Annotated in this window: 10 protein-coding genes and 1 pseudogene; 1 reads left to right on the forward strand and 10 read right to left on the reverse strand. The window is 65.9% G+C overall.

Features of this window, described 5'->3' with window-relative positions; translation table 11 throughout:
• Nucleotides 1–71: 71 nt before the first annotated feature.
• The 3 genes from NAV27_RS13420 to NAV27_RS13430 all read right to left on the reverse strand — a co-directional run bounded on the left by NAV27_RS13420 (nt 72) and on the right by NAV27_RS13430 (nt 2,115).
• Complete coding sequence (locus NAV27_RS13420) at nt 72–299, reverse strand: DUF3079 domain-containing protein (RefSeq protein ID WP_043298439.1); 228 nt, start codon at nt 297–299, stop codon at nt 72–74.
• A gap of 4 nt (nt 300–303) precedes the next feature.
• Entirely contained in the window at nt 304–1,608 is a 1,305-nt protein-coding gene (locus NAV27_RS13425) for an oxygen-independent coproporphyrinogen III oxidase (RefSeq protein WP_102828542.1), read from the reverse strand.
• A 192-nt stretch (nt 1,609–1,800) separates the two neighbouring features.
• Entirely contained in the window at nt 1,801–2,115 is a 315-nt protein-coding gene (locus NAV27_RS13430; RefSeq protein WP_102828541.1) for a c-type cytochrome, read from the reverse strand.
• A 286-nt stretch (nt 2,116–2,401) separates the two neighbouring features.
• Here NAV27_RS13430 and NAV27_RS13435 point away from each other — a divergent pair, with 286 nt between their 5' ends.
• A complete protein-coding gene (locus tag NAV27_RS13435; RefSeq protein WP_102828540.1) occupies nt 2,402–4,369 on the forward strand; it encodes a DEAD/DEAH box helicase in 1,968 nt (655 codons plus the stop codon).
• Here the strand turns inward: NAV27_RS13435 and NAV27_RS13440 are convergent.
• The 7 genes and pseudogenes from NAV27_RS13440 to NAV27_RS13470 all read right to left on the reverse strand — a co-directional run.
• On the reverse strand, nt 4,366–6,087 hold the full coding sequence (locus tag NAV27_RS13440) for a bifunctional protein-serine/threonine kinase/phosphatase (protein ID WP_219807410.1): 1,722 nt from the start codon (nt 6,085–6,087) through the stop codon (nt 4,366–4,368). The genes NAV27_RS13435 and NAV27_RS13440 overlap by 4 nt on opposite strands.
• A 59-nt stretch (nt 6,088–6,146) precedes the next feature.
• Nucleotides 6,147–6,959 carry a formate/nitrite transporter family protein gene (locus tag NAV27_RS13445; RefSeq protein ID WP_043298448.1) on the reverse strand — a complete coding sequence of 271 codons (813 nt, stop codon included), beginning with the start codon at nt 6,957–6,959 and terminating at the stop codon, nt 6,147–6,149.
• Nucleotides 6,960–7,028: 69 nt separating this feature from the next.
• Entirely contained in the window at nt 7,029–7,412 is a 384-nt protein-coding gene (nirD, locus tag NAV27_RS13450; RefSeq protein WP_043298449.1) for a nitrite reductase small subunit NirD, read from the reverse strand.
• Nucleotides 7,412–9,970, reverse strand: coding sequence for a nitrite reductase large subunit NirB (gene nirB / locus NAV27_RS13455; protein WP_102828538.1), 2,559 nt, complete (start codon nt 9,968–9,970; stop codon nt 7,412–7,414). The genes nirD and nirB overlap by 1 nt, the downstream gene beginning before the upstream one ends.
• Nucleotides 9,971–10,429: 459 nt before the next feature.
• Nucleotides 10,430–11,704 carry an SAM-dependent methyltransferase gene (locus NAV27_RS13460; RefSeq protein ID WP_102828537.1) on the reverse strand — a complete coding sequence of 425 codons (1,275 nt, stop codon included), beginning with the start codon at nt 11,702–11,704 and terminating at the stop codon, nt 10,430–10,432.
• Nucleotides 11,691–12,506: a DUF1365 domain-containing protein gene (locus tag NAV27_RS13465; protein ID WP_043298453.1), complete on the reverse strand. Its 816-nt coding sequence runs from the start codon at nt 12,504–12,506 to the stop codon at nt 11,691–11,693. Before NAV27_RS13465 ends, NAV27_RS13460 begins: the two co-directional genes overlap by 14 nt.
• A pseudogene (locus NAV27_RS13470) lies at nt 12,503–12,806 on the reverse strand (FAD-dependent oxidoreductase); the annotation flags it as partial. The gene NAV27_RS13465 and the pseudogene NAV27_RS13470, both read right to left, overlap by 4 nt.

The raw sequence follows: 12,806 nt of genomic DNA on the forward strand, positions 1-12,806 counted from the left end.
GGCAATCCTCGTCAGGGCTGATGCAGCAACTGACTGCGGGTTGCCACAGGCGTTCCGCGGCTGCGGCGCTGTCAGCCCTGGCGGGCGATCAACGCGGGATCGGCTGGCTGCTGCGGGATATCGGCGGGCTCGATGTCCCAGTCGCCGTACAGGTACCAGTCCTCGCCGAGCATTTCCGAGGGGTGCATCGTGCGGTCGGCGCCGTTGCCGCAGCCCAGCGAGGTCGCGGGGCAGTAGCGGTCGCAGCCCCAGCAGATGCGTTCGGGATGCGGCGGGTTGAGCGGGAACTTCTTGGCCATGAGGCTACCTCGCGCTCAGCGAAGCGGAATCGGCAGACGAGAGCGCATCCGTCAGCCGATCTGCCAGCCCAGGCTGCGCCAGCACCGCGCAGAGCGCGGGGATGAGCAGGCAGCCGTCCGGCTGAATTTCGATGGCATGTGCACGCAGGTGCAGCAGGCCTTCTCGTTGCAGTTGCTCCAGCAGCGGTTGCAGCGTTGCGAAGCGTTCCTGGAACACAACGCCGGCGCGTGCCTGCAGGCTGGTGAAGTCCAGGTAGCCGTCGCACAGCAGTTGTTCGATGATCGCCCGCAACCCACGATCGACACTGGCAGGCAGCAGGCCGCGGTCAGTAGGAAGCTGGGCCTGGGCAAGTGCCTGCCGGTAATCCGCGATCGACGAGTGATTGCGCACGTAGAGATCGCCGACCCGGCTGACCGCGCCGGCGCCCAGACCGAGATGGTCGAACTGCGCGAGCGTGGTGTAGCCGCCGATGTCATGGCGCAGGCAGCCAAGCTCCTGCGCCATCGTCAGTTCGTCGTGGGGCAGGGCGAAGTGGCCCAGACCGATGAAGCGGTAGCCAGCCGCAGCGAGGCGCTCGATGCCGCAGCGGTGCAATGCCTGGGTGACATCAGCCGGCGCGAGGCTGAGGCGCCGCGAGGCGGGGGCGGGCAGTTGCCGGTAATCGAACATCGAGACGCGGTCAGGCTGCAGCTCGATGATCGAGTCGAGCTTGCGCGCGAAGCTGGTCGGCGTCTGCCAGGAACGGCCGTAACCGAGGTCCACGTTCACCGAGAGGTAGTGCAGCGTGCGCGCCGCCTCGATCAGCGCGCGGATGCGGCTGGTGCTCTGGAAATACTCGACGGAATTGCCCAGATCGGCATGCAGGTCGGGGACGCTGACGCTCAACTGGTTGAAGCCCAGCTCACGCAAGACGCCGACCAGCGGCCAATCAGCATGGGCGAGTTCGACCTCGACGCTGAATTCGTTCGGCTCATGAGGGTTGAGCTCGAAGCGTGATTGCACATGGCCGATCAGCCGACGCAACTGGTCGAGGCTGGCGCGGCCGGCGTTGAGCTGCAGACGCTCAACGCGAGGATGTTCGCCGAGGTGACAGGCGAGCAGATCGATTTCGCGCTCCAGATCGGCGATGTAGAGCGTCAGTTCGTCGTGCGGCAGCAGCGGTAGCTGCACGGCGAGGGAAAGGGGGCGTTGTGCCTTGCGGCTGTCGCGCAACGCGCGCAGCAGGTCGAGCGGTGCGATCGCGGTGGTGAAATCGGCGGTTCGCGGGTACCCGCACTGATGCGGGTCAAGCTGCCCGTAACGTTGCATCAAGTGGTCGTTCCAGCGTACAGAGCCAAACATTTGAGCCTCCGAACGGCGCGTATGTATTGGCAATGTGGTCATAGAAGCCTCTTGGAGCGTTGATAAGGGTCAAGACCTAGTTGATTAGTGGGTTAAGGGGTGACGCAATGCACCAAAGGCAGTCGTCGCGGCCAAGCAAGCTGCCTTTGGCGCTGGGTGTTACTTCTGGCTCAACACCCACTCGGCGAGGATCTTCGCCTCTTCGTCGGTGACTGCGTTTGGCGGCATCGGGATCGGGCCCCAGGTGCCCTGAGTGCCGTTCTTGATCTTGCCGGCGAGCATGGCGGCGGCGTCCGCCTGGCCTGCGTACTTGGCTGCGACTTCCTTGTAGGACGGGCCGACCAGCTTGGCGTCGATCGAATGGCAGGCCGCGCAGGCCTTGCTCTTGAACAGCGATTCGCCGTCCTGCGCCAGCGCCGGCTGCAGAGCCAGAGCGCCGCCGAGGGCGAGCATGGAGATCACGATTTTTTTCATGGGTATTTCCTTTGGGTTATGACGGTCGCGATTTCTCTGACTCAGCGAAATCGCGACGACTCCCAGGTCAGGCACCTGGGAGCCTCGCTGCAATTGTCCGTCGCGCTTTAAGTGATATCTAATGAATACAAATGCAGCTTGATAACAATATCGTTGAATCATTGTGGCTATTTGTCGCACCACAATGGTGCAGGCCCGCGAAGCGTACGACCGTTCCTCTCGCCAGCCGCCCGCGGACGTGAAAAAAACTTACTATATCAATGACATACATCTCATCGGATCTCGCATGCTGGCTGCCGTGAAGCGCTACACCCTGCTCGTTGCTGGAACGCTGGCGCGCTGCTTCCCACGCACAGCGGCACATCTGCGCAACGAGGACGAGCTGGTATTTCGCCGCTGGGGCAAATCGGTCGCAGCACCGGCCGGTGGCAAGGCAGGGAAAGCACGCAAGGGGAAAGGCAAGCAGGACGCAGGCAAACCTGCGAAAAGTCCGCCGGCACGCCAACGAAGCGCGCGGCCGGTGGCTGCCGACGATATCTACGCGTCCGGTGAGCTGCCGGTCAGCGCGGCGCAGATCGAGGCTATGCGCGAACAGGTTGGCCGCGCGGTGGCGGCCGGCGTCATCAACATGCCGTCGGATGAGCAGTGGGCGATGATTCTCTGCCGCAGCCCGCTGACGCGGATATTCGCCGGGGCGGGTTCGGGCAAATCCACCACGCTGGTACTGCGGGTCGTGTTCATGCTCTGTCATCTGGGCATCGAACCGGCGCGGTTGACGGTGATTTCCTTCACCAATGCCTCCTGCGCAGAGCTACGCGAACAATTGCTCAAGGTGCTCGGCTTCTGGGGATTTCCTTTCGATGCCGGGCAGGCGCGCGAATGCGTCCGTACCTTCCATGCCGCGATGGGCATGCTGGCGCGCGAGGTGCTGGGCCGCCAGCAGTGGTTCGAGCAGCTTGACGACAAGGCCGCGTCGGCCGACCAGCCGGACAATCCGTTGGCCGCCGCGCGCCTGCGTCCTGCGCAGCAGCGGCTGCTGAAGCAGGCCTACCAGCGCTGTTACAGCGCCGAGGAGGCATTTCGTCGCCAGGTGCATGAGCTGCTCGGGCTGCCGGCTCCCGCCGAGCCGGCCAACGGCAAGCGTGCGACCGCGAGGGCACCGCTGGATGGCTTCAAGCTGGCGGGAGAGTTTCGCGCGTTACCGTTGTACGAGGCATTCCACATGCAAACGGGCTTCATCGAAAGCATCGGCTTGCGCATCGACCGGCTGCAACCTGGCGCGCTGCCGTGCGCGCCGCGCGAGCGGCTGTTCATCGAGGCATTGATGGCCTTCCATCGGCATTTCGAGGCCTGCTTGGCCGAGCAGGGCCTGCAGACGTTCAACGGTGCCTTCGTGCAACTCAGCGAGCGCCTGACCAGCGGCGAAGGCATCGCAGCGGAGCAGCTGGCGCCATTCACGCACCTGCTGATCGACGAGTTCCAGGACATCTCCCCGCAGATCGTCCAGTGGCTGCAGGCGCTGCATCGCCGGGTCGCGCGCGACGGCAAGGCACCGAGCCTGATGGCCATCGGTGACGACTGGCAGTCGATCTATGGCTGGCGCGGCAGCTCGCCGGAGCTGTTCATGGACTTCGACAAGTATTTCCCGCGCCGCGGCAGGGCGAAGGGCAGCAAGACGCTGCTGCTGGACACCAACTATCGCTCCATCGAGCCGGTGATTCGCGATGCCGAGGCCGTGCTGGCGGGCGTCGCGTTCAAACAGGCCAAGGCCAGTAAGGCGGCCAGACCGATGCAGCCGGGCGATCACGGAGTGAAATTGGTGCCGCGCTTCGACCTCAACAAGGGCTTGGCGCAGCTGATCGAGCAGATCAACGCGCAGTGTGCCCATGCGGCTGAACGCCAGAGCCGCGAGCGCACCGCGGTGCTGCTGCTCAGCCGGCGCAACGAGCCGCTGCGGCAGATCCAGGCGCAGCTGGACCGCAAGCTGCCGGTTAAGGCCTACACCATTCACCGCGCCAAGGGTTTGCAGGCCGAAGTCGCGATCATCGTCGACGATTGCCTGCCCGCGGAGAAACACCCGCTGCGCAACGCGCTGTATGCCGCGTCCGGCTTCTTTCGCAACAGTTACGACCAGGCGCAGGCCGATGAGAGCCTGCGTCTCGCGTACGTGGCGATCACCCGCGGCGTCAGCCGGGTGTTCTGGTACACGCGCAAGCCCCAGGGCGCCACGACACTGTTGCGCCAGCGCGGCTAGCGCAACAGCAGCGCAACTACTGTACCGGCCAGCAGCAGTGACAGGCCTTTCCAGAACAGCAACGGGTTGCGTTCCAACAGCGGCGGGCGGGCGCGGTTGAGAAAGGCCGGGTTGGGCTGGCGCAGCTCGAAGACGAACTCCGACAGCTCGGCATAGCGCCGCGCCGGATCGGGATGCAGCGCCTTGCCCAGCACTTCGTCGATCCACGCCGGGATATCGCGCTGCGCATGGCGCAGCGGCTGATAGCGCAGGCGCCGCTGTACTGCGCGGCTGCGTGCCCTGGCGACGTCGGCGCCGTAGGGCAAGCGGCCGCTGAGCAGCTGATAGGCAATCACCGCCAGCGAATACTGATCCGAACGCGGCGTGCCGGCCTCGCCGAGGAAGTATTCCGGGGCGGTATAGGCGGCGGTGCCGAGCAGGTTGTCCTGCGTACCCGGCGCATTGCGCTCGGCCAGCCCGGCGACGCGGGTCGAGCCGAAATCGATGATCTTCAGCGTGCCGGTGGCGTCGATCATCAGGTTCTGCGGGCGCAGGTCCTGGTGCAGCATTTCCAGGCGGTGGAAGGCGCGCAGGCCGCGGGCGATCTGCTCGACGATGCCGCGCACGGTTTCCAGGTCCGGCTGTGGATGGTCGAGCATCCATTGCGCCAGCGTCTGGCCGTCGATGAACTCGCTCACGGTGTACAGGTAGCGGCGCTGCCGCGGTGGCGGACAGGCCTTGACCACATGAGGATTGTCCAGGCGGCGGGCGATCCACTCCTCCAGCAGGAAGCGCTCCAGATAGGCCGCGTCGTCCCGCAGATCCATCGACGGCGTCTTCAGCACCACTTTGGCGCCGCTGGCTTCTTCGACGGCCAGGTGCACATGGCTGCGGCTGCTGATGTGCAGCTCGCGAACGATGCGGTAGCCGTCGAACTGCATGCGCGGTTCCAGCAGCGGCGGCAGCGCCAGTTCGCCGAGTTGCCGCTGCACGTCGTCGACGGCCTGCTCCGGCAGGCTGTCGATGCGTACCAGCTGTGCGGTGAGGTTGTCGTCGCTGCCGTTGGCCAATGCCCGCTCGACGATCCGGCGCGCCGCCAGGTCGAGGTCGTCGCCATGCTCGGCGACGAGCTGCGCCGCATCCCGCGCGCCGATGTGCTCGTAGACGCCATCGGTGGCGAGCAGGAACAGATCGCCGACCGCCAGCGGCAGGGTGCGGTAGTCGATCTCCAGGTGCCGGTCGATGCCCAGCGCGCGGCCGAGGTAGCTGGTATCCGCCGACACGCGCACGCGGTGATCTTCGGTCAGCTGTTCGAGGCCGCCGTCGCGCAGTCGATAGATGCGCGCATCGCCGACGTGGAACAGGTGCGCGCTGGCGGACTTGAGCACCAGCGCGCTGAAGGTGCAGACATAGCCGCGGTCGCGGTCATAGCGGTGCGGGCTGTGGCGGGTCTGCGCATGCAGCCAGGAGTTGATCGCCACCAGCACCCGCTGCGCCGACTGCTTCACCGACCAGGCGTCGGAGGTGCAGAAGTAGTCGGAGAGAAAGCTCGCCACTGCGGTTTCGCTGGCGATATGGCTGACCTCGCTGCTGCTGATGCCATCGGCCAGCGCGATGACGATGCCCTTGCTGGCGAGCTGGGCATCGCTGGGCACGCAGGCGCCGTGAAAGTCCTGGTTGGCCGGTTTGCGTCCGCGGTCCGAATGCTGGCCGAGGGAAATGGCGAGTTGGCTGGGCATCTTCATCTGCGCAAAAGCCCCGGCGCGCATGCGAGCCGGGGCCTTCGTTCACTCCAGGGTCAGTAGACGGTGCGCTTGGGTGCAGTGCGCACATGGGTGGTGTAGAGCGTCAGGCCGGTAAAGGCCAGGCCGCCGACCAGGTTGCCCAGCGCCGTGGGGATCTCGTTCCACAGCATGTAATCCATCACCGAGAAGTCGCCGCCCATGATCATCGCCGAGGGGAACAGAAACATGTTCACCACCGAATGCTCGAAGCCCATGAAGAAGAACAGCATGATCGGCATCCACATGGCGATCACCTTGCCGCTGACCGAGGTGGAGATCATCGCGCCGACCACGCCCATCGACACCATCCAGTTGCACAGCATGCCGCGCAGGAAGATGGTCGCCCAGCCTGCCGCGCCGAACTCGGCGTAGCCCAGGGTGCGTGCCTCGCCGATGTGTGAGATTTTTTCGCCGATCGGCCCCGGCTCCGTGGAGAAGCCCATGGTGAAGACGAAGGCCATCATGAAGGCCACGGTCAGCGCACCGCCGAAGTTGCCGAGGAACACCCAGCCCCAGTTGCGCAGCACACCGCCGACGGTTACCCCGGGGCGACGGTCGAGCAGGGCCAGCGGGGTGAGCATGAACACCCCGGTCAGCAGGTCGAAGCCCATCAGGTAAAGCATGACGAAGCCTACGGGAAAGAGCATGGCGCCGATCAGCGGTGAACCGGTCTGCACGGTGATGGTCACCGCGAACACCGCGGCGAGGGCGAGGATCGCCCCGGCCATGAAGGCGCGGATCAGGGTGTCGCGGGTGGACATGAATATCTTCGATTCGCCGGCGTCCACCATCTTGGTGGCGAACTCCGAAGGGATTATGTAGGACATGGCGGATGCTCTCGAGTAGTGGGCAGAAACTTGCAGGTTGTGGGTTGTGCCGCGTCGCCGGCGGCGGATTCAGGCGACGGCGATCTCCACGGCATCGCCATTGAGGCGCACCGGCCATACCCGCAGGCTTTGTTCGGGGTATTCCAGGCAGCTGCCATCGGCCAGGCGGAAGTGCTGCTTGTACAGCGGCGAGGCGATCACCAGCTCGCCCTTGAGGCTGCCGACGATGCCGCGACCGATGACGTTGGCGCCGGACTTGGGGTCGCGGTTGTCGATGGCGAACAACTGCTCGCCTTCGGCATTTTCCGGTAGGTGGAACAACGCCACCTGGGCGCCTTCGTGCCAGGCCACTACACCGGAATTGGCGACCAGATCGGCACGGCTGCACAGTGCCTGCCAGGCCGCCGGGGCTGCGGAACGGGAGTCGAGACGAACGACGTTGGACTGGCTCATCAGAGCACCTCCTGGGTAAGTGGGATCAGGTGAAGTTCGCTGGCGCGTACCGGCCGACGCTGGCCGCGCTCCTTGACGAAGTGGATGTCGGGGTCGGCGCGGCCGTCGTTGACGAAGGTGCGGAAGCGCTTGAGCTTTTCCGGATCGGAGATGGCGTTGGCCCATTCGCACTGGTAGCTGTCGACCACGTGCTGCATCTGGCTTTCCAGTTCGGCGGCGAGGTTCAGGCTGTCGTCGAGGATCACGGCCTTTAGGTAATCGAGGCCGCCTTCCAGGCTCTCGCGCCAGACCGAGGTGCGCTGCAGCTTGTCCGCGGTACGCACGTAGAACATCAGCACCCGGTCGATGGTGCGGATCAGCGCCTCGTCGTCGAGGTCGGTGGCGAACAGCTCGGCGTGCCGCGGGCGCATGCCGCCGTTGCCGCAGATGTAGAGGTTCCAGCCTTTGTCGGTGGCGATCACGCCGATGTCCTTGCTCTGCGCCTCGGCGCATTCGCGGGTGCAGCCGGAGACGGCGAACTTGATCTTGTGCGGCGCGCGCAACCCCTTGTAGCGGTCCTCCAGGCGCAGCGCCATGCCGACGCTGTCCTGCACGCCGTAACGGCACCAGGTGCTGCCGACGCAGGATTTCACCGTGCGTAGGCTCTTGCCGTAGGCGTGACCGGTTTCGAAGCCGGCGGCGATCAGCTCGCCCCAGATGTCCGGCAGCTCGTGCAGCTGGGCGCCGAACAGGTCGATGCGCTGGCCGCCGGTGATCTTGGTGTAGAGGTCGTATTTCTTCGCCACCTCGCCGATGGCGATCAGCCCCTCGGGGGTGATCTCGCCACCCGGGATGCGCGGCACCACCGAGTAGGTGCCGTTCTTCTGCATGTTGGCCATGAAGGTGTCGTTGGTGTCCTGCAGCGGAATCAGCGCCGGATCGGTGATCGGCTGGTTCCAGCACGAGGCCAGGATCGAACCCACCGTCGGCTTGCAGATGTCGCAGCCGACATGGCCGCGGCCGTGTTTGGCCAGCAGTTCGGCGAAGCTCTGGATGCCCTCGACGCGGACGATGCCGTAAAGCTCCTGACGGGTGTAGGCGAAGTGCTCGCAGAGGCTCTTGTCCACCGCCACGCCGCGCGCGGCCAGCTCGGCGTCGAACACCAGTTTGAGCAGGGCGCTGCAGCCGCCGCAGCCGGTGGCGGCCTTGGTGATGGCTTTCAATTCGCCGAGATCGGTGACGCCGGCATCGACCTGGCAGCAGACCGCGCCCTTGCTGACGTTGTGACAGGAGCAGATGGTCGCGCTGGCCGGCAGGGCGTCCGGGCCAAGGGTCGGAGCGCCCTCGGTCTGCGGCAGGATCAGCGCGGACGGATCGGCCGGCAGCTTGATGCCGTTCTGCGCGTACTGCAGCAGGGTGTCGTAGTAGCTGTTGTCGCCGACCAGCACCGCGCCGAGCACGGTCTTGCCATCGGCGGATACCACCAGGCGGCGGTAGCTGGCGCTGGCCTCATCGATGAAGCGGTAGCTGCGCGAGCCCGGCGTGGCGCCGTGGGCATCGCCGATGGAGCCTACATCCACGCCGAGCAGCTTGAGCTTGGTCGACATGTCGGCGCCGTAGAAGGGCTCGTGAGGTTCCTCAGCCAGCTGGGCGGCGACACTGCGCGCCATGCTGTAGCCGGGGGCGACCAGGCCGAACACGCTGCCGTTCCAGCTGGCGCATTCGCCGATGGCGAAGATCGCCGGGTCCGAGGTGCGGCATTCGCTGTCGATGACGATGCCGCCGCGCGGGGCAATCTCCAGCTCCGCGACTCGGCCGAGGGCGTCCTGCGGGCGGATGCCGGCGGAAAACACGATCAGGTCGGTTTCGAGAAATTCGCCGTCGGTGAAGTTCATCCGCCAGGCGTAGTTCTCGCCGGCGACGATCTCCTGGGTGGCGCGCGACAGGTGCACGCCGACGCCCAGCGCCTCGATGCGCGCCTTCAATGCCGCGCCGCCTTCGCCGTCCAGTTGCACTGGCATCAGGCGCGGAGCGAATTCGACGACATGGGCTTCCAGACCGAGCGACTTCAGCGCATTGGCCGCTTCCAGGCCGAGCAGGCCGCCACCGACCACTACACCGCGCCTGGCGCTGCTGGCTGCCGCACGAATCGCATCGAGGTCGTCGAGGGTGCGGTAGACCAGTCGCGCACTGCCTTCGGCACCGGAAACCGGCGGCACGAAGGGGTAGGAGCCGGTGGCAAGGATCAGCTGGTCATAGGGCTGACGGCCGGCACTGGTGACGACTTCCTTGCGCTCACGGTCGATGCCCAGCACCTCAACGCCCAGATGGGTGTAGACGCCGTGGCGGCTGTAGTAGTCGGCATCGCACATGGCCAGCGACTCGGCGTCGCGACCGCCGAAGTACTCGGATAGGTGCACGCGGTCATAGGCGCGCTGGCGCTCCTCGCCGAACACATGCAGTTCGTAGCGGGTGAGGGCGCCGCGCTCGATCAGCTGTTCGATGCAGTGGTGGCCGACCATGCCGTTGCCGACGATGACCAGTTTTTCGTGCTTGAGCGGAGTGACGGTAGAACTCATGGCCTTTCCTCAGTCGAGCTGCTGCGGCACGTGGCCGGCAAAACGCAAAAAGGCGCCTGGAGCTGGTATCAGCTCCAGGCGCCTTTGCCTGGTATCGATGAATATCTGGGAGTGATTCGCCTGGCGTCGTTGCCCGCTTCACCCGGTCCCGTGCCTGCTGGCGGGCGGTCGCCGCTGACCGCTGGGACGACCTGCCCTGGTTCGGCAGGTGTTGCCTGGGTAATTGCAGCTAGCGTGCCAAGTCATCGGAAACCGTGCTCCGGCGCTGGCGCAGCGCCGGAGAGTGCGGTTTTGCGGGGTGCCGGGCCGCTTCGCCGTTCACGCGGAGGGGTAGCCGGCGAGAGTGCACGCCGGCAGCGCGTTGAACCAGAAGGGTGCGGCGCGGTGCGCGTATTCCCCGCTTTGGGGCGATGGTGACGGCCCGGCTGCACAGGTGCGGGGCCGGCCGGGATGCGTAGCTCAGCGCGGTGTTGCGCTGCCCCGCTGCAGGCTTGCCGGCCGCGCCTGCGGCTTGGCCAGCAGCAGCTGCGCGGTGCCGATGCTGCGTTCGAGGAAGCCGCCCTCGCAGTAGCAGAGGTAGAACTCCCAGAGCCGGTAGAACTGCTCGTCGTAGCCCAGCGCTTCCAGCTCGTTGCGCGCGCGGCGGAAGTTCTCGTGCCACAGGCGCAGGGTGCGCGCGTAGTGCCAGCCGATGTCTTCCAGGTGCAGCAGGTTCATGTCGGTTTCGCGGCCGACCAGCTCGGTCATCCGCTGCACCGACGGCAGTGCGCCGCCGGGGAAGATGTAGCGCTGGATGAAGTCGACGCCGCGCCGCGCCTGCTCGTAGCGCTGGTCGCGGATGGTGATGGCCTGCAGCAGCATCAGCCCGTCGGGCTTGAGCAGGCGCGCGCACTGGCGGAAGTAGGTCGGCAGGAAGCTGTGACCGACGGCCTCGATCATCTCGATGGACACCAGCTTGTCGAACTGGCCGTCGAGGTCGCGATAGTCCTTGAGCAGCAGGGTGACGCGATCCTGCAGGCCTTCTTCCTCGATGCGCGCCTGGGTGTAGGCGAACTGCTCGCGCGACAGCGTGGTGGTGGTCACCCGGCAGCCATGGTTGACGGCGGCGTACAGCGCCATGCTGCCCCAGCCGGTGCCGATCTCCAGCAGGTGATCGGTTGGCTTGAGTTCGAGCTTGTCGCAGATGCGCGCCAGCTTGTTCAGCTGGGCCTGTTCCAGGCTGTCGTCGGCGTGCTCGAACAGCGCGGCGGAATACATCATGGTCGGGTCGAGAAAACGCTCGAACAGCGCGTTGCCCAGGTCGTAGTGCGCCGCAATGTTGCGCTGCGAACCGGCGCGGTTGTTGCGATTGAGCCAGTGCAGGCCCTTGAGCAGCGGGCGACCGAGCAGTGCCAGGCCGCCTTCCAGGCCATCGAGCACCTCGAGGTTGGCGACGAACAGACGGACCACGGCGGTCAGGTCCGGGCTGCTCCAGTAACCATGGATATAGGCTTCGCCGGCGCCGATGGAGCCATTGCTGGCGATCAGGCCCCAGGCGGCGCCGTCATGCACGTGGATTTCGGCATGGATGCCGCTTCCGGCGCCGAAAATCAGGCAATCGTCACCCTCGAACACGTTCAACTGGCCGTGACGCAACTGCGCCAGCTGGCGCAGCACGCTGCGACGCAGCAGACCGCCGGCCAGTCCCAGGGCGGTCGCCGGTGTGGCTTTGACGCTCAGGCTAGAGCTTTTCATGGCGAGACTCCTTGGCCGCGACGGTGGCCACGGCATAACGGCCGGTGGTGGGTTGGTGGGCAAAGAACGGGGTGCGCTTGATCGCCAGCCGCAGCGCCTGCCAGTAGATGGCGAGCAGCGTCTTGCCGGTCATCCACGGGAAGCGCAGCAGGTAGCGATGCACGGCGGCGCGCGAGAGTGCCTCGCGCTTGAGGCCGAGGGTGGCGTCGAACAGCTTGTGCTCGTCCTGCCAGTCCTCCATGTGTACGCCGATGGCCTCTCCCGGTGGGTTGAAGCGCATGCGGTATTCGAGGTTGCCGGGCAGGAACGGCGACACGTGAAAGGTCTTCGCCACGTTGCAGCGCAGGTTGGCATTGCCGCTGGCCGGCAGCACGTAGTGATAGCGCTCGCGCCAGGGCGTGTTGCTGACTTCGCAGAGGATCGCCGCCAGCTGCTGCTGCTCGTCGAAGCAGTAGAAGAAGCTCACCGGATTGAAACTCAGGCCCCAGCTGCGCGGCTGGGTCAGCAGGCGTACCGGCCCGTTGATCGCGCGCCCCAGCGCCTCGCTGACACGCTGGCGCACCGCATCGGCCAGCGGCATGCCGCGCCGGGTGAACTCCGGCAGGTAGTCGGTTTCGCGGAAGGCGAACGCAGCGAAACGACCGCGGCCGCACAGCGCGGACAGCCCGAGCACCGCGTCCTGCTCGGCAAGGTCCAGATAGAGCAGGCCCATGCGGTAGTGAAAGGCATGCGCGCGCGGGGCGAAGCGGCGGTGCTGCACCCAGCCGTGGTACAGCGCGCTGTGGACGATGGCGCCGCTCATAACGATTCACCGAAGGCCGCCGCCACGCGCAACGCGCTGACCACGCCGTCTTCGTGGAAACCGTTGCCCCAGTACGCGCCGCAGTAATAGCTGTGCTGCGCACCGAGCAGCTCGTCGGCACGCGCCTGTGCGGCGATGCCTTCGAGGCTGAATTGCGGGTGGGCATAGGTGAAACGGGCGAGTACCTGCTCCGGGTCGATGGCGGCGGTCTGGTTGAGGCTGACGCAGAAGGTTTCCGGCGCCTCGATGCCCTGCAGGATGTTCATGTTGTAGGTCACGGCGGCCGGCTGCTCGCTCGGG

The sequence above is a fragment of the Stutzerimonas degradans genome (assembly GCF_024448505.1).
GTDB classification, from domain to species: domain Bacteria; phylum Pseudomonadota; class Gammaproteobacteria; order Pseudomonadales; family Pseudomonadaceae; genus Stutzerimonas; species Stutzerimonas degradans.

What these genes read in the sequence shown, in the direction of transcription:
- NAV27_RS13420 (WP_043298439.1), bottom strand. Translation starts at nt 299, where the DNA reads ATGGCCAAGAAGTTCCCGCTCAACCCGCCGCATCCCGAACGCATCTGC.
- NAV27_RS13425 (WP_102828542.1), bottom strand. Translation starts at nt 1,608, where the DNA reads ATGCAACGTTACGGGCAGCTTGACCCGCATCAGTGCGGGTACCCGCGA.
- NAV27_RS13430 (WP_102828541.1), bottom strand. Translation starts at nt 2,115, where the DNA reads ATGAAAAAAATCGTGATCTCCATGCTCGCCCTCGGCGGCGCTCTGGCT.
- NAV27_RS13435 (WP_102828540.1), top strand. Translation starts at nt 2,402, where the DNA reads ATGCTGGCTGCCGTGAAGCGCTACACCCTGCTCGTTGCTGGAACGCTG.
- NAV27_RS13440 (WP_219807410.1), bottom strand. Translation starts at nt 6,087, where the DNA reads ATGCCCAGCCAACTCGCCATTTCCCTCGGCCAGCATTCGGACCGCGGA.
- NAV27_RS13445 (WP_043298448.1), bottom strand. Translation starts at nt 6,959, where the DNA reads ATGTCCTACATAATCCCTTCGGAGTTCGCCACCAAGATGGTGGACGCC.
- nirD (WP_043298449.1), bottom strand. Translation starts at nt 7,412, where the DNA reads ATGAGCCAGTCCAACGTCGTTCGTCTCGACTCCCGTTCCGCAGCCCCG.
- nirB (WP_102828538.1), bottom strand. Translation starts at nt 9,970, where the DNA reads ATGAGTTCTACCGTCACTCCGCTCAAGCACGAAAAACTGGTCATCGTC.
- NAV27_RS13460 (WP_102828537.1), bottom strand. Translation starts at nt 11,704, where the DNA reads ATGAAAAGCTCTAGCCTGAGCGTCAAAGCCACACCGGCGACCGCCCTG.
- NAV27_RS13465 (WP_043298453.1), bottom strand. Translation starts at nt 12,506, where the DNA reads ATGAGCGGCGCCATCGTCCACAGCGCGCTGTACCACGGCTGGGTGCAG.